Annotated in this window: 12 protein-coding genes; 4 read left to right on the top strand and 8 right to left on the bottom strand. The window is 71.5% G+C overall.

Annotated features, from left to right (window positions below):
- Positions 1 to 6 precede the first annotated feature (6 nt).
- Positions 7 to 435, bottom strand: a complete 429-nt coding sequence (locus ACWEN0_RS23665; RefSeq protein WP_451977278.1) for a hypothetical protein — start codon at positions 433 to 435, stop codon at positions 7 to 9.
- 23 nt (positions 436 to 458) lie between these two features.
- Here ACWEN0_RS23665 and dapE point away from each other — a divergent pair, with 23 nt between their 5' ends.
- Together dapE and ACWEN0_RS23655 are read left to right on the top strand one after the other, a co-directional pair.
- Positions 459 to 1,517 carry a succinyl-diaminopimelate desuccinylase gene (dapE, locus tag ACWEN0_RS23660; protein WP_451977275.1) on the top strand — a complete coding sequence of 353 codons (1,059 nt, stop codon included), beginning with the start codon at positions 459 to 461 and terminating at the stop codon, positions 1,515 to 1,517.
- A 121-nt stretch (positions 1,518 to 1,638) separates the two neighbouring features.
- Positions 1,639 to 2,436: a DUF3152 domain-containing protein gene (locus ACWEN0_RS23655; protein WP_451977272.1), complete on the top strand. Its 798-nt coding sequence runs from the start codon at positions 1,639 to 1,641 to the stop codon at positions 2,434 to 2,436.
- Here ACWEN0_RS23655 and ACWEN0_RS23650 read toward each other — a convergent pair.
- From ACWEN0_RS23650 to ACWEN0_RS23625, 6 genes are all read right to left on the bottom strand, one after another.
- Positions 2,433 to 3,485, bottom strand: a complete 1,053-nt coding sequence (locus ACWEN0_RS23650; RefSeq protein WP_451977270.1) for a chitinase — start codon at positions 3,483 to 3,485, stop codon at positions 2,433 to 2,435. The two genes, ACWEN0_RS23655 and ACWEN0_RS23650, sit on opposite strands and share 4 nt — an antisense overlap.
- 145 nt (positions 3,486 to 3,630) lie before the next feature.
- Positions 3,631 to 5,238 (bottom strand): M28 family peptidase, encoded by a 1,608-nt coding sequence (locus ACWEN0_RS23645; RefSeq protein ID WP_451977267.1) that lies wholly within the window; start codon positions 5,236 to 5,238, stop codon positions 3,631 to 3,633.
- A 101-nt stretch (positions 5,239 to 5,339) separates the two neighbouring features.
- Positions 5,340 to 7,604, bottom strand: a complete 2,265-nt coding sequence (locus tag ACWEN0_RS23640; protein WP_451977264.1) for a M4 family metallopeptidase — start codon at positions 7,602 to 7,604, stop codon at positions 5,340 to 5,342.
- Positions 7,605 to 7,907: 303 nt separating this feature from the next.
- A complete protein-coding gene (locus ACWEN0_RS23635; protein WP_451977261.1) occupies positions 7,908 to 9,173 on the bottom strand; it encodes a helix-turn-helix domain-containing protein in 1,266 nt (421 codons plus the stop codon).
- Between the two features lie 74 nt (positions 9,174 to 9,247).
- Positions 9,248 to 11,275 (bottom strand): M4 family metallopeptidase, encoded by a 2,028-nt coding sequence (locus ACWEN0_RS23630; RefSeq protein WP_451977258.1) that lies wholly within the window; start codon positions 11,273 to 11,275, stop codon positions 9,248 to 9,250.
- 438 nt (positions 11,276 to 11,713) lie between these two features.
- Positions 11,714 to 13,003 (bottom strand): helix-turn-helix domain-containing protein, encoded by a 1,290-nt coding sequence (locus ACWEN0_RS23625; RefSeq protein ID WP_451978143.1) that lies wholly within the window; start codon positions 13,001 to 13,003, stop codon positions 11,714 to 11,716.
- 385 nt (positions 13,004 to 13,388) lie between these two features.
- Between ACWEN0_RS23625 and ACWEN0_RS23620 the strand changes: the two genes are divergently transcribed.
- A complete protein-coding gene (locus tag ACWEN0_RS23620; protein WP_451977255.1) occupies positions 13,389 to 14,174 on the top strand; it encodes an LOG family protein in 786 nt (261 codons plus the stop codon).
- Positions 14,174 to 14,758 (top strand): LOG family protein, encoded by a 585-nt coding sequence (locus ACWEN0_RS23615; RefSeq protein WP_451977252.1) that lies wholly within the window; start codon positions 14,174 to 14,176, stop codon positions 14,756 to 14,758. The genes ACWEN0_RS23620 and ACWEN0_RS23615 overlap by 1 nt, the downstream gene beginning before the upstream one ends.
- On the opposite strand, the gene ACWEN0_RS23610 is transcribed toward ACWEN0_RS23615, so the two are convergent.
- Positions 14,727 to 15,569: a LysR family transcriptional regulator gene (locus ACWEN0_RS23610; protein ID WP_451977249.1), complete on the bottom strand. Its 843-nt coding sequence runs from the start codon at positions 15,567 to 15,569 to the stop codon at positions 14,727 to 14,729. The two genes, ACWEN0_RS23615 and ACWEN0_RS23610, sit on opposite strands and share 32 nt — an antisense overlap.
- Position 15,570: the final 1 nt, after the last annotated feature.

Here is a 15,570-nt window from a genome sequence, read left to right as displayed (position 1 = left end):
CGAGCGTCAACCACTCGTGGGCCGGGCTGCGACCTGCTTCTTCAGGTCGCTCAGGGCGGCGGCGATGTCGACCAGCGCCTGGGTGCACGAGCCGCCCGGATCGGGCACCGTCGTGCAGCTCGCGCCGCGGAAGGCCTTGACCGCCCGGTCGAGCTGGTCCGCGTCGGCGACCAGCTGCGGGTCGCGGTCGTCCGCCCGCTTGCGCGCCGAGCCCGGGACGTTGCCGACCTCCGTGACGTACTTCTCGCAGCCCTTCGGCAGCTGGGTGCGCGGGCTCGCGTAGCACTGGTCGACGGTCAGCGCGTCCAGCTTCGTCGGGAGCGCGTCCGGCCCGGGCTCGCCGCCCTGCTTGGGGGTCGGGCCCGCTTCGGTGCCGCAGCCGGACAGGACGAGGACCAGCAACGTGCCGCCGACGGCGACGGGGAACCTGCGCACACCCTCACGGTAGCGTGCCGGGCATGAGCCTCGACCTGCACGCCGACCCCGTCGACCTGACCGCCGCGCTCGTGGACGTCTTCAGCGTCTCCGGCAGCGAGGCCGAGCTGGCGACGCTCGTGCAGGAGGCGCTCGAGAAGCAGGCGCCCCACCTCGAGGTGATCCGCAGCGGCGACGCCGTCCTCGCGCGCACGAACCTCGGCCGCGCGTCACGGGTCGTGCTCGCCGGGCACCTGGACACGGTGCCGGAGAACGGGAACCTGCCGTCGCGGCGCGAGGGCGACATCCTGCACGGCCTCGGCACGGTCGACATGAAGAGCGGCGACGCGGTGTTCCTGCACCTCGCGGCGACGCTGTCTTCGCCCAAGCACGACATGACCTTCGTTTTCTACGACAACGAAGAGGTCGAGGCGGTCAAGAACGGCCTGGGCCGCATCGAGCGCGAGCTGCCGGAGTGGCTCGCGGGCGACCTGGCGATCGTCGGCGAGCCGTCGAACGGCGTGATCGAGGCCGGCTGCCAGGGCACCATGCGCGTCGAGCTGAGCCTCGCCGGGAAGCGCGCGCACACCGCGCGGGCGTGGATGGGGGAGAACGCGATCCACGCGCTGGCCGAGCCCCTGCGGAGGCTGGCGGAGTACGCGCCGCGGATCGTCGACATCGACGGGCTGACCTACCGCGAGGGTCTCCAGGCGACGAAGATCGGCGGCGGCGTCGCCGGGAACGTCGTGCCCGACGCGGCGGTGCTGACGGTCAACTTCCGCTTCGCGCCCGACCGCACGCCGGAGGCGGCGGAACGTCACGTGCGCGAGGTGTTCGACGGGTACGAGCTGTCCGTTGTGGACATGTCGCCGGGCGCCCTCCCGGGCCTGTCCGCCCCGGCGGCGGCCGAGCTGGTGACGGCGGCGGGCGGCCGCGCGGCGGCGAAGCTGGGCTGGACGGACGTGGCGCGCTTCGCGGCCCTGGGCATGCCGGCGGTCAACTTCGGCCCGGGCAACCCGACCCTGGCGCACACGAAGCAGGAGAACGTCCGGACGGCGGAGATCCGCCAGGTGACGGACGTGCTCCGCAAGTTCCTCGGCTGAGTGGCCGTCGTCACACTCGAAGCGCTGAGCTGCGGTGACGCTCCGCCACCGGGCGTCACCGCAACCTTTCCCGCGCGCGGTCCGTATCCCCTCGTGAAAGCCGCATGTCCTGGAGGGACTCATGCCGAAAACCGCGAGACGGGCCGCGGCCGTCGCCGCGCTCGCACTGGCGGTCGTCGGGGGGCTCACCGCCTGTGAGCAGCAGCCCGTCGCCGCGCCCGCGGCCGGGCCCGTCCGCACCGACATCGGGGACGCCACCGCCCTGCCGCCGCCGCCCGCCGAGCAGCCCCGGCAGCCCGCGACGCAGGCCGAGCAGCAGATCACCTTCCCGCGGACCGGCTCCGCCCAGTGGATGTTCACCCCCGGCAGCGACCAGGTCGCGGGCACGCAGGGCAAGCTCATGCGCTACCGGATCGCCGTCGAGACCGACATCGACGGCGTCGGGCCCACCGACTTCGCCAAGAAGATCCGGGGCATCCTCGGCGACCCGCGCGGCTGGACCGGCGGTGGCGAGTGGCGGCTGCAGCAGGTCGGCCCCGAGGACGACGCCGACTTCACGATCTACCTCGCGACGCCGGCCAGCCGGGACATGCTGTGCGGCGGCAGCCCGGACGGCTACACGTCCTGCCGCAACGGCAGCAACGTCGTGCTCAACGTCGCCCGCTGGGCCGGCGCCGTCCCGAACTACGGCGCCTCGCTGGACGTCTACCGCCAGTACATGGTGACGCACGAGACCGGGCACCGGCTCGGCCACGGCCACGAGCTGTGCCCGGGAGCGGGCCGGCCGGCGCCGGTGATGGAGCAGCAGACGCTCGGGCTGCACGGCTGCGTCCCGAACCCGTGGCCGTTCCCGAACGGCCGCGAGTACGCCGGCCCGTCGGGCGAGTACGACGACCCGATCCCGGGCGGCGACTCTTAGCGGCCTTGCAACGACTTCACGTTGTTGCCGAACGTCCAGCCCTTCGAGCCGTCCCAGTTGACCGACCAGTCCATGAGCCCCTTGAGGCCCGAAACCGACCGCCACGCCTGGGAAACCAGGCTCGTCGACAGGTAGCCGCCGCCCGCACCGGGCTGGGCGGGCAGGCCCGGGACCTGCTTGTCGTACGGCACGCGGATCGTGGTGCCCTGCACGACCAGGCCCTGGTTGAGGCAGTTCGTCTGCACGGTGAAGCCCTGGACGGTCCCGGCCTGGTACGAGTCGCCGGAGCAGCCGTACATGGATCCGTTGTAGTACTGCATGTTCAGCCACCACAGCCGGCCGTTGTCCGCGTACTTCTTGACGATCGGCAGGTACGCGCCCCAGATCGAGCCGTAGGTGATGCTGCCGCCGGTCACGTACGCGGTTTCGGGCGCCATCGTCAGCCCGAAGTTCGACGGCATCTGCGCGAGCACGCCGTCGATGATCCGGACCAGGTTCGCCTGCGACGCCGAGAGCGTCTTGATGTTCCCGCTGCCGGTCAGGCCGGTCTCGATGTCGATGTCGATCCCGTCGAAGTTGTACTTCTTCAGGATCGGCACGATCGTCGCGACGAACTTGTCGGCGACCGTGGACGACGACAGGTCGATCCCGGCCGCCGCGCCGCCGATGGACATCAGGATCGTGGCGCCCGCGGCCTTCGCCGCGCACATCTCGGCGGGCGTCGACACCTTGACCCCGGCGTCCATCCCGTCCTCCCACAGCACGGTCCCGTCGGACCGGATCACCGGGAAGGCGGCGTTGAGGACGTTGTAGCCGTGCTGGGCCATGCGGCTGTCGGTGATCGGGATCCAGCCGAGCCCGGGGTGGACGCCGTTCGCGGCGCCGTCCCAGTTCTCCCAGTACCCCTGGAGGACCTTGCCCGCGGGGCGCGACTTCACCGCGCACGTGTCGGCCTGCACCGCCCCCTGCGCGGGGGCCGGCACGAGCAGCGGGACGGCCAAAGCCGCTGCCAGAAGGGTTCCGAACAGGCGGTTTCTGCGACCGGACATACCGATTCCCATCGTCGTCGAGGGCGAACGCGGCGTGTGCCACCAACATAAGTGCCGCGGGAACCGGTGACTACCTACGAACGGGTGGTGGTCTAGACAAATGTGGGGGCGGCACTTTCCCGGGGAAGTGCCGCCCCCGAGACGGTCAGACGGTCAGCGTCCAGGAGGACAGGTACCCGGTGTCGGCCGGGCCGACGTCGCGGATCCGCAGCTGCCACGCGCCGTTCGCGGCCTCGGACGAGGCGTTGACGGTGTAGGTGGTGTCGAGGTTCGGCGTCGAGTCGCTGCTGGAGTTCTTCAGCCGGTACGCCGTGCCGTCCGGGGCGACGAGGTCGATGACCAGGTCACCGCGGTAGGTGTGGGTGATGTGCACCTCCACCTTGGTGGCGTTCGACGCGTTGCGCGCGCAGCCCGCCACGGAGTTCGTGCTGTTCACGGCCGCACCCGGGTAGTCCGGGATGTCGAGGCGCGCCGAGTTGGTCACCGCCGCGCACGACGAGCTGCCGATGCCGAGCGAGAACGTCGCCGTGTGGTCGGCGTTCGCGCCGTCCGCGGTCACGGTGACCGGGAAGCTGCCGGTCGGAGTCGAAGCCGACGTCGTGATGGTCAGCGTCGAGGAGCCACCGGAGGAGATGGTGGCCGGGCTGAACGACGCCGTCGCGCCCGCGGGCAGGCCCGAGGCCGACAGCGAAATCGACTGCGCGCTCCCGGACGTCGTCGTGGTGTTCACGGCGACCTGCAGCGACTGTCCCGGTTGGACGGTCCCGGCGGTGGGGTTGAGCGCGACGGAGTAGTCGTTGCCGGTCGTCGTGGCGACGGCCAGCTTCCACAGCGCGTACCCGATCGCGTCGGAGTTCTTCTCCAGCGGGGTGTCCGGGATGTTCGACGTCGTGTCGCACGCGCGGTGGTAGCAGTTGTCGAACGGCGAACCCGCGGTGCCGCCCCACTTCTGCGCCTGCGCCGCGCTCTTGATGTCGCCCGCGCCGGTGGCCAGGCCGCCGACCGGGATGCCCGCGCTCTTGAACGACGCGTGGTCGGAGCGGCCGTCGCCTTCGCTGTCTCCCTCGGTCTGGATGCCGATCGAGGAGAAGTACTCGTCGAAGACCGCCTTGATCGACGCGACGTCGTCGTAGACGAAGTAGCCCCAGTTCTTGGAGCCGATCATGTCGAAGTTGAGGTAGGTCTTGATCTTCGTGCGCTCGCTGCTCGGCAAGTTGTTGACGTAGTACTTGGAGCCGACCAGGCCGGACTCCTCGTCGGCCCACCAGGCGAACCGGACGCGCTTGGCCATCGCCGGGTTGGTGCGGGCCAGCGTCAGCGCGACCTCGAGGATCGACGCGCTGCCGGAGCCGTTGTCGTTGATCCCGGGCCCGGCGCTGACGGAGTCGAGGTGCGCGCCGAGCATGATGACCTGGCTCGCGTCACCCTGCGGCCACTCCGCGATGAGGTTCTGCGACTGGCCGAGGCAGCTGGTGCACGTCTGCCTCGACGTCGTGTAGCCGGCGTTCTTCAGCAGGTTTTCCACGTAGGACACCGATGCCGCGTACCCGCCGCCGCGGGCCGAGCGCGTGCCGCCGTTGTTGTTCGCGATGGTCTGCAGCTGGTTGAGGTGGGTCTTGATGTTGGCCAGGGAGATGTCCGGCGCGGCGAGCGCGGTGGCGGCGGTGGCTGTGGCGCCTCCGGGCGCGGTCACCACACCCAGCACGGCGGCCAGGGCGGTGACCCCGGCGCCGATCTTGCTCTTCCACTTCATGGCGGTGAATTCCTTCGGTGGGGGTTGGGAGAACCGCCGTGAATGCCACATTGAGGGACTTGAAGTCCCTCAATGTGGCATTCACGGACTTCGGGGGAGTGCTACACGGTCAACGTCCAGGAGGACAGGTAACCGGTGTCGGCGGGGCCGACGTCTCGGATGCGGAGCTGCCACGCGCCGTTCGCGGCTTCCGAAGAAGCGTTGACGGTGTAGGTGGTGTCGATGTTCGGCGTCGAGTTGCTGGACGAGTTCTTCAGCCGGTAGGCGGTGCCGTCCGGCGCGACCAGGTCGAGGACCAGGTCACCGCTGTAGGTGTGGGTGATGTGCACCTCGACCTTGGTGGCGTTGGACGCGTTGCGCGCGCAGCCCGCCACGGTGGTGGTGCTGCTGACCGCGGCACCCGGGTAGTCCGGGATGGTCAGCCGGGTCGAGTTGGTCACCGCGGCGCACGAGCCCGTGGTCCCGACGCTCAGCGTGTACTGCGCCGTGTGGTCGGTGCTCGCCCCGTCGGCGGTGATGGTGATCGGGAAGCTGCCGGCCGGAGTCGACGCGGAGGTCGCGATGGTCAGCGTCGAGCTGCCGCCGGAGGAGATGGTGGCCGGGCTGAACGTCGCGGTCGCGCCGGCGGGCAGGCCCGAGGCGGACAGCGTGATCGACTGCGCCGCGCCGGAGGTGATCGCGGTGCTGATCGTGGTGGTCGCCGAGGCGCCCGGCTGCACCGAACCCGAAGCCGGGTTCAGCGCGACGGAGAAGTCCGGCCCGCCACCGCTGCACGAGGCCGGCTCACCGGTCGCGGCGGTGACGGAGACGGCGTCCCACGCGGCCTTGGTGGCGTTGAACTCGGTGCAGCTGCCGGGGAAGAGCGCGATCGCGGCTTCGAGGGTCGCCTTGCGGGCGGCCTTGTGGTTCCACGACGAGGTCTTCTTCAGCAGGCCGTTGTAGAAGATCTTGCCGGCCTTCTGGATGCCGACCCCGGTGACCGACGAGTTGTTGCACGTCGGGCTGGCCGGCTTGCCGCCACCCGGGTTCGAGCCCTCGGCGAGCAGGTAGAACCAGTGGTTCTGCGGACCGGCCGCGGCGTGCACCTCGGTGCTCGGGATCGACGACGAGTAGCAGTTCGGGTCGCCGACCTTCGACGGCTGGTACATGTAGCGGATCGGGCCCTGGCCGACCAGGTTGACGCCCTCGCCGACCTCGTAGTCCGGGGTGTCCTTGGCGTTGTTCGCGTACGCCTCGGTCAGCGCGCCGAAGATGTCGCCGGTCGACTCGTTCATGCCGCCGTTCTCGTTGCCGGAACCGGCACCGCCCGGGGTGAACTGGAAGATGCCGTGCCCGAACTCGTGGCCGACGACGTCCATCGAGGTGGCCTGGCGCTGGTTGTCCTGCGAGTGGCCGAAGTGCGTCGACGAGCCGTTCCAGTAGGCGTTGACGTCGGCGAGGCCGACGGACGCCGGGTAGCCGGTGCCGCTGCCGTTGATGCCGTTGCGGCCGAGCCAGTCGGCGAGCATCTTCCACTCGGTCTGGACGCTGTAGAGGACGTCGACGCAGCCGGTCTCGAGGTCCGTGCCGGTGCCGTTGCCCCAGTTGTTGTCCGGTCCACTGTAGACGGAGCCGCCCTCGCGGCCGCAGCTGATGCCGGTCCGGCCCGGGTCGCGCAGCGTGTACGTGCTGCCGGACTGCGTGGTGTCGATGGAGACGTTGCCGACGTAGTAGCTGTTGCCGGTGCCGGCCACGTTCACCGTGCCCGGCTGGGCCTGGGTGCGCGCCCCGGAGGCGAACGTCTTCACGTCGTCGCGCTTGTCGAGCACCGCGCCGGTCGCGGCGTCGACGAACACGTGCAGGTTGCTCGGCGCCGCGGCGGTGCGCCCGGCGACGACGACCTCGTAGGCCAGCTTGGGGCTCGCCCCGGCCAGCACGACCTTCTCCGGCGTGCTCACACTGTCCACTGTGGGCAGTTGAGCGCGTGCGGTGGCCGCGGCCTTCGCGGCGTCGAGCGCGGCCTGCGTCCCGACGGTGATCGGCGCGGTTTCGGCGGCACTGGTGCCGCGGACGCGGCCGGCCCCGTCGGCGACGACCACGGCGTCGCCGCCCACGACCCGCAGGCCCTGGTATGTCCGCTGGTAGGCGCCGTAGAACAGCCCGCCGCCACCGGCGGTGAGCCCGACGCGCCGGAAAGATTCCGCTGGTCCGCGCTTGAGCGCGTCCAGTCCCGAAACGGCGGCCTGGTCGGCGGCGCGGGCCGCGGCGACATCCGGTGCGGCGGGCTGGGCCGCCGGAGCCGCGCTCGCCGGGGTCACCGGCAGCGCGAGCGTCATGGCGAGCCCGGCGGCGGCCGCCAAGCCCGTTCTGAACCCACGATGGGTCATCGAGTTCTTCCTTCCACGAAGGAGGGGCGGTGAAGGAAAGGGGGACGTGTCCCGGGGATCAACAGGAGGTATGCGTCCGGACGCATCCGAGTAAAGGGACCCGGGCATCCGGGCGTCAATGCGCCGAACGGACCAACGTCACCTTTCGGATTCGCGACCCAATTCGTACAAACCCCGCCCGTGCTGGGCGTTCTCACCGCATTCCGCGCCGGAACGACTTTCGTAGGGACTGTCCCGGACACCATCCGAACGCCGGACGATCTCGATCACCGGGAATCGTTCGTAGTGCTCAGGAAAACGTTGTCAGTCGGCTTCCGCGCCCAACGCGATCAGCCCGTTCCGCAGCACGTTCGCGGCTTCTTCCCGCCGTCCGGTCTCGCCCAAGAGCTCGCTCAACGGCCGCAGCGCGCGCACGAGCACACCCCGCGCCCCGAGCCCGGTGGCGAGCTCGACCGCCGTCCGCAGGTACTCCGCCGCGCCCCGGACGTCGCCGCGGGCCCGCGCCAGCGCGCCCAGTTGCAGCCGCAGCTCCGCCGCCAGCGACGTACCCGCCACCACCGACGGCCGCACCTGGTCGAGCAGCGCGGACGCCGTCTCCAGCCGGCCCGCGGCCAGGTACTCCGCCGCCAGCTCGACCGTGATCGCCGGGACGTCGTCCGGCCAGGCCGTTTCGCGCGCCGCGCCGAGGTCGGCCAGCGCGCCCTCGACGTCACCCGCGCGGCCGCGGACCCGGGCCCTGGCCAGCAGGCAGTGCGCCATCGCCGGGTGCAGCGCCCGTTCCTGCATCAGGTCGTAGGCCGCCGAGACCGAAGCGGCCGCGTCGGCGAACCGGTCGGCCGCCAGGTGGCTGCGGCACACCTCGACGTGACTGCGGGTCAGCTCGGCCAGCACCGCCGGCCCGCCCCGGGTGAGCCGCAGCGCCGACTCGGCGTACTCCGCGGCCCGCTCCAGATCGCCTTGCCGCAGGTGCCGCTCGGCGAGGCACGCCCGCAGGGTCAGCAGCATCGACGGCTGCGGGTAGCCGTCGCGCAGCAGCTCCGCGTGGCAGGTTTCCAGCAGGTGCAAGGAATACTGCGCCTCGCCCCAGTCGGAGAGCACGGCCGCGCGCAGCGGGACGACCATCGCCCGCACCGGCGGCGGCTCGCCCGACAACGCGGTTTCGGCCTCCGCGACGTACTTCGTGCGGACGTCGCCGCTCGAGTACCCGGCCAGCCACAGCAGCGCGATCCCGGCCTGCCGCGTCCGTTCCAGGCGCTCGGCCTGGCGCCGGATCCGCTGCATCCGCGGCGTCGCGCGGCGGGCGTCGCCGGTGAGGAACCGGTCCGCCGTCTCGATCAGCTCGAGGTCCAGTTCGAGGAGCTCCCGCGGCGAGCTGCCGCCGAGCAGCTCGTCGGGGTCGATGCCCAGCTGCTGGGCGAAGAACCGCAGCGCGTCGCCGGACGGGGTCCGCGCGCCTGTCTCGACCGAAGACACGTACGCCGCCGAATACTGCGGCCCGGCCAGTTCGCGCTGCGTGAGCCCGCGCTCGGTGCGCAGCTCACGCAAGCGTTCGCCGACGCTGTCGCTCACTCGGGCCGCCTTTCCACGGGTTCAGGGTAGGCCGCGCGGCGGCGGGGGAGTCGCCCGCCGCCGCGCGACCGGGATCAGCAGGCGCCGGCGTCGCTCCACACGGCCCACGAACCGGGTGCGCCGGGCTCGGCTCCGGTCGAGTACCAGGTGGACGTCCACTTGTGACCGTTGTGGCTCACGACGTCGTTGGGCACGTAGGCCTTCGCGGAGTCCCACTCGGCGAGCCCGCCGCAGCCGGTCGGCGGGGTGCCGGTGCCGACGGTCAGCGAGAACTGCGCGGTGTGGTCGGCGTCGGTGCCGTCACCGGTGACCGTCACCTGGCTGGTGCCCTGCGGCGTGGTCGCCGAGGTGGTGATGGTCAGCGTCGACGTCCCGCCGGACTGGACGCTCGCCGGGCTGAAGGTCGCCTTGGCGCCCTCGGGCAGGCCGGTGGCCAGCAGCGACACGGTCTGGGCGTTGCCCGAGGTGATCCGGGTGGTCACCGTCGTGGTCGCCGTCTGTCCGGGTTGGACGGACGCGGACGTCGGCGACAGCGTCAGCGAGTAGTCGTTGCCGGCCGGCGGCTGGCCGCTGCAGGTCGGCTCACCGGTCGCGGCGGTGACGGAGACGGCGTCCCACGCGGCCTTGGTGGCGTTGAACTCGCTGCAGCTGCCGGGGAAGAGCGCGATCGCGGCTTCGAGGGTGGCTTTGCGGGCGGCCTTGTGGTTCCAGGAGGACGTCTTCTTCAGCAGGCCGTTGTAGAAGATCTTGCCGGCCTTCTGGATGCCGATGCCGGTGACGCTGGAGCCGTTGCACGTCGGACTGGCCGGCGAGGCGTTGCTGCCCTCGGCGAGCAGGTAGAACCAGTGGTTCTGCGGGCCGGCCGCGGCGTGCACCTCGGTGCTCGGGATCGACGACGAGTAGCAGTTCGGGTCGCCCTCCTGCGACGGGTTGTACATGTACCGGATCGGGCCCGTGCCGGTGAGGTTGACGCCCTCGCCGACGGTGTAGTCCGGCGTGTCGACGGGGTTGTTGGCGTAGTGCTCGGTCAGTGCGCCGAAGATGTCGCCGGTGGACTCGTTGAGCCCGCCGTTCTCGTTGCCGGACCCGGCGCCACCGGGCGTCGTCTGGAAGATCGCGTGCCCGAACTCGTGCCCGACGACGTCCATCGGCGTCGCCTGGCGCTGGTTGTCCTGGGAGTGCCCGAAGTGCGTCGAGGAGCCGTCCCAGTAGGCGTTGACGTCGTTGAGGCCGACGCTCGCGCGGAAGCCGCCGCCGGCCCCGTCGATGCCGTTGCGGCCGAGCCAGTCGCCGAGCATCTTCCACTCGGTCTGGACGCTGTAGAGGGCGTCGACGCAGCCGGTTTCGAGGTCGGTGCCCGAGCTGTTGCCCCAGGTGTTGCTGTTCTTGGTGAAGATCGCGCCGCCTTCGCGGCCGCAGGCGATGCCGCGGCGGGACGGGTCGGTCATCGAGTAGGAGCTGCCGGAGCCGGACGTGTCGATCGAGACGGTCCCGGCGTAGTAGGAGTTGCCGGTGCCCGCCTCGCGGACGTCGTCGCGGGTGTCGAGGACCTGGCCGGTCGCGCCGTCGACGAAGACGTGCAGCTTGGTCGGCTTGGCGTTGTCGCGGCCGCTGACGACGACTTCGTAGGCGAGCTTGGGGGCGTCGCCGGCCAGCACGACGAGCTGGGGCGCGCTGACGGTGTCCACTGTGGACACCTTGGCCCTGGCGATCCTGGTGGCCTGCTCGGCTTTGAGCGTCGGCTGGGTCGTGACGGCGATCGGAGCGGTGTGCGCCGCTTCGGTGCCGCGGACGCGCCCGGCGCCGTCGGCGACGACGACCGCGTCGCCGCCGACGACCGGCAGGCCGTGGTAAGTGCGCTGGTAGGAGGCGTAGTAGAGGCCGCCGCCGCCCGGCGTGACGCCGGTGCGGACGAACGTCTCGGCGGCGCCCTTGGCAAGCCGGTCGACGCCGCCGAGCGCGGCCTGGTCGGCGGCCCGGGCGGCGAGCGCCTCGGGCGGGACGGCTTGGGGCTGGGCCGGGGCGGCGGTGGCCGGGATCGCCGGCACCGCGAAGGTCAGGACCAGGCCGGCGATCGCCGCCAGCCCTCGTGGGGATCTCATGGGGCACCTTTCCGGGGGACGCGGGGAGTGTGTCCAGCGGAATAACTGGTGTTATTGGGCTGGACGCGTCCGAGTAAAGGTTCCGGTCGCCGGTCGGTCAATGGGCCGAACGGCCCACCCCCCGCCGTCGAAGATCACGGCCCGTCGGACAAAACCGCAGGAAACCCCCGCCTTGCCGACTGGTCTGAACCAATTCACCAACTTTGGTAGGAAACTTGCCCAGCCCGGACCACCACCCCGCCGTGGTCCACCGTGTCGACCCTTCAATCACGAGTGATGCCCCTTCAATCACGCGTGATGCCTCCCCAATCACGCGAGATGCCCGTCCGGGTACCCGGGTCCCGGCCCGAGCCTGTGACGGGAGGGGCATCACACGTGATTGGACGGGCATCACGCGTGATCAGAGGGGCATCACGCGTGAGTGGGGGGTCGACACGGTCAGGCGTCGGGGATGGCGGAGTCCAGGCCTTGGCGGTAGGCCTCGATGGCTTCGTCGAGATGACCACGTTGTCGGAGGACGTCGCCGAGGCGAAGGGACGTCGAGACGGCCGCGCCGTGCAGGGACGCGCGGGTCTGGATTTCCGCCGCTTCGCGGAGGAGGCGGGTCGCGGTGGGGAGGTCGCCGTGGGCCTGGGCGATCTGGCCGCGCAGGCCCGTTGCCTCGCCCAGGGATTCGACGTCGCGGGCCAGCAGGGGCCAGACCGCCGAGACCAGGGACGCCGCTTCGGCGGGCGCGCCCTGGCGAAGCCGGACCTCGGCCAGCTCGAGCGTCGCCCCCGCGACGCCCTCCTCCGCGCCGATCGCGGCCAGCTGGTCCCGCGCGGCCGTCAGCTCCGAGCGCGCTTCCTCGAGCCGGCCGAGCCGACGCAGGAGGTACCCGCGCGCCCAGCGGCAGCGGGCCGCGTCGCGCTCGAACCCCACCGACGCGAACAGGCGGCACGCCTCGATCAGGTCCTGCTCGGCCCGGTCGGACTGACCCGTCGCCTGCCACACCTGCGATGCCTGCCGGTGGAACCGCGCGACGAAGTCCGGCCGCGTCGCCGCCTTCGCCAGCCGGTGGCCGGCGAGGGCCGCGCGCTGCGCCCGGTGCAGCCCGCCCATCTCCATCAGCGGGTGGATCAACGCGCTGAGCAGGCACAACTCGGCATCGGGGTCGAGATCGGGGGCGGCCAGGGCCGTCTCGACGCGCGCGATCGCCGTGCCCGCGTCGCCGCTCAGGTACCGGCAGCCCGACCAGCGGTGCACGATCATCGCCCGCAGCCACGGCGGCGCCGCACCGGCCAGCTCCTCGGCGTGCTCCAGCTGCTTCTGCGCGGCCGAGACGTCGAACAGCTGCCACTTGACCTCGGCCTGGCAGAACCGCGCGTAGCACTCGACGTCGTCGAGGTGGTAGCCCGCCGCCTGCCGCGCGACCGACGCGAACCGCTCTTCCGCGACGGCGACCCGGCCCTGTTCCAGGTCGCGGTAACCCTCGTCGAGCGACGCGCGCAGCTCGTCGGCGACGCCGCGGGGACGGCCGAAGCGCAGCTCGTCGACGGTCAGGCCGAGCCGTCGTGCCAGGTAGGTCAGCATCTCCTCGGACGGCGGCCGGCTGCCGGTCTCGACCTTCGCCAGGAAGCCGCGGTCGTAGCCGGGCTCGGCCAGCTCGCGCTGGGTCCACCCGCGGTCGGTGCGCAGCCGCCGGATCCGCGCGCCGAGCGGTTCGGTCATGGGACCACGGTAGGTCATCAGCACCGAAGCCGCGGAAACGGACATATCGACGCCCGTGGCCGCGCCGGGACAGCGTTCTCCGCGCTGAATAGCCAATTTTCCTAACGAAGTGGAGCGCCTGCTTCCGTTCGTGACGGTGGCCGCGAAGGCCGCACCGGAGCGAACCTCGGCGCCTGGAACGCGCGGTACGACGGGGTGCCCGACCTCGAAATGTCCACTTTGGAGGGACGGTGCGTTCCCGGCGGGCGCGAAGGAATGCACCCGTCCGTATGAATCCTTCGACGGCCGGGGTTCCCGCTGCGCCGACGACCTGAGTTCATGGCCCGGTAACGAGCCCGCCATCGACTTCACCTCCACGGCGCTCCGGGCATTTTCGCCGGCGGCGAGGCCGTAGCATGGCGTAGTGAGCGAACAGTCTGAATGGCCGGACGGCCAGTACCCCGAACGGCCGGTCGAGCGGCACAAGGGCCCGGTGGTGCTCCGCCGCGACCGCCGTGACCAGGGCAGCACCACCGACCAGCGGCTGCTGGACGCGCGCGGCCCGAGCGACTGGGTGCACACCGACCCGTGGCGGGTGCTGCGGATCCAGGCCGAGTTCGTCGAGGGCTTCGGCGCGCTCGCCGAGGTCCCGCGCGCGGTCACCGTGTTCGGCTCGGCGCGCACCAAGCGCGAGAACCCGGAGTACGAGCTCGGCCGCAAGATCGGCGCCGCGCTGGCCAACGCCGGCTTCGCCGTGATGACCGGCGGCGGCCCGGGCGCGATGGAGGCCGTCAACCGCGGCGCGGCCGAGGCCGGCGGCTTCTCGATCGGCCTCGGCATCGAGCTGCCGTTCGAGCAGGGCCTGAACCCGTGGGTCGATCTGGGCGTCAACTTCCGGTACTTCTTCGCCCGCAAGACGATGTTCATCAAGTATTCGCAGGCCTTCATCTGCCTGCCCGGCGGATTCGGCACGCTCGACGAGCTGTTCGAGGCGCTGACGCTGGTGCAGACCAAGAAGGTCACGAAGTTCCCGGTGGTGCTGTTCGGCAGCGACTACTGGGGCGGCCTCTACGACTGGATCGCCAAGACCGTCCAGGCCGAGGGCAAGATCAGCCCGCACGACCTCGACCTGCTGCACGTCACCGACGACATCGACGACGCCGTCCGCGTGGTCCAGGAGTCCTACCAGGCGTGGGAGGACACGCACTGATGAGCCGGATCTGCGTGTTCTGCGGCTCGTCGATGGGGTTCTCGCCGCGCTACGCCGAGCAGGCGGCCGCGCTCGGCAAGCTGCTGGCCCAGCGCGGCATCGGCCTGGTGTACGGCGGGGCGAGCGTCGGCACGATGGGCGTCGTCGCGGACGCGGCGCTGGCCGCGGGCGGCGAGGTGATCGGCGTGATCCCGGAGGCCCTGTCGTCGGTCGAAATCTCGCACGCCGGACTGTCCGAACTGCACGTCGTCCGGGACATGCACGAGCGCAAGGCCAAGATGGCGGCCCTGTCGGACGGCTTCCTGGCCCTCCCGGGCGGCGCGGGCACCCTCGAGGAGCTCTTCGAGGTCTGGACCTGGGCGCAGCTGGGCCTGCACGGCAAGCCGATCGGCCTGGTCGACGTCGACGGCTACTACGGCCCGCTGGTCGCGTTCGCCGACCACATGGTGACCGAGGGCTTCGTCAAGGCGGACTACCGGGACCTGCTGATGGTGGACGCGGACGCGGCGGTGCTGCTCGACCGGTTCGAGACCTACGTTCCGCCGGCCCCGCCTAAGTGGGCGAAGGGAGCGCCGGGGATCTGACGTCCGTGCTCGCCCGGACGAACGCGGCCACCGCCCGGGACCGCGTCCGATCGGGCCACGCCAGCAGCACCGTCGTCCTCGGCGCGTCGAGCACCGGCACGCACACGACGTCCGCGCGCACGTGGCGCCGGGCCGACTCCGGGACCACCGCGACGACCTGACCCAGCGCCACGAGCTGGAGCAGCTGGCCGGGATCCCGGACCTCGGGCCCGGGCACGTCTTTGCCGGGCCACCGGGGGAACGGCTCGCCCTCCAGATCGGCGAGCACCAGCGCCGCCCGGTCGGCCAGGCGGTGGCCGCGGGGGAGCAACGCCAGCTGGTCCTGCTCCAGGAGCAACTCGGTGTCGAACCCGGCGAGGTCGTCGTGCGGGCCGTGCAGGAACGCCAGGTCGACGCGGCCGTCGCGCAGCATGCGGGACTGCTCGCCGATCCCGCCGACGACGACCTCGACCTCGATCGCGTCCGGATCGGCCCGGTAACCGGGGAGGATCCGCGCGAGCAGGCCGGCGTCGCCGTCGGGCTTCATCGCCACGAGCAGCTTCGGCTCCTCCTGCCCCGCGCGCTGCGCCCGGCGCACCGCGGCGTCCACCGCGTCGAGCGCTTTGCGGCTCTCCGCAAGGAAAACCACGCCCGCGGGGGTCAGCGTCACCCCGCGGCTCGTGCGGTCCAGCAGGGGCACGCCCATGCGGCGTTCGAGCTGCTGGATGGCGCGCGAGAGCGGCGGCTGCGCCATGCCGAGGCGCTGTGCCGCCCGGCCGAAGTGCAGCTCCTCGGCGACGGCGACGAAATACGCGAGCTCCCGCGTCTCCATA

The organism is Amycolatopsis sp. NPDC004378 (assembly GCF_053602455.1).
This window is presented reverse-complemented; position numbering and strand designations above follow the sequence as displayed.

Bases quoted from the DNA above. Each gene is read 5' to 3' on its own strand.
- dapE (WP_451977275.1), top strand. From the start codon at position 459: ATGAGCCTCGACCTGCACGCCGACCCCGTCGACCTGACCGCCGCGCTC.
- ACWEN0_RS23655 (WP_451977272.1), top strand. From the start codon at position 1,639: ATGCCGAAAACCGCGAGACGGGCCGCGGCCGTCGCCGCGCTCGCACTG.
- ACWEN0_RS23650 (WP_451977270.1), bottom strand. From the start codon at position 3,485: ATGTCCGGTCGCAGAAACCGCCTGTTCGGAACCCTTCTGGCAGCGGCT.
- ACWEN0_RS23645 (WP_451977267.1), bottom strand. From the start codon at position 5,238: ATGAAGTGGAAGAGCAAGATCGGCGCCGGGGTCACCGCCCTGGCCGCC.
- ACWEN0_RS23640 (WP_451977264.1), bottom strand. From the start codon at position 7,604: ATGACCCATCGTGGGTTCAGAACGGGCTTGGCGGCCGCCGCCGGGCTC.
- ACWEN0_RS23630 (WP_451977258.1), bottom strand. From the start codon at position 11,275: ATGAGATCCCCACGAGGGCTGGCGGCGATCGCCGGCCTGGTCCTGACC.
- ACWEN0_RS23625 (WP_451978143.1), bottom strand. From the start codon at position 13,003: ATGACCTACCGTGGTCCCATGACCGAACCGCTCGGCGCGCGGATCCGG.
- ACWEN0_RS23615 (WP_451977252.1), top strand. From the start codon at position 14,174: ATGAGCCGGATCTGCGTGTTCTGCGGCTCGTCGATGGGGTTCTCGCCG.
- ACWEN0_RS23610 (WP_451977249.1), bottom strand. From the start codon at position 15,569: ATGGAGACGCGGGAGCTCGCGTATTTCGTCGCCGTCGCCGAGGAGCTG.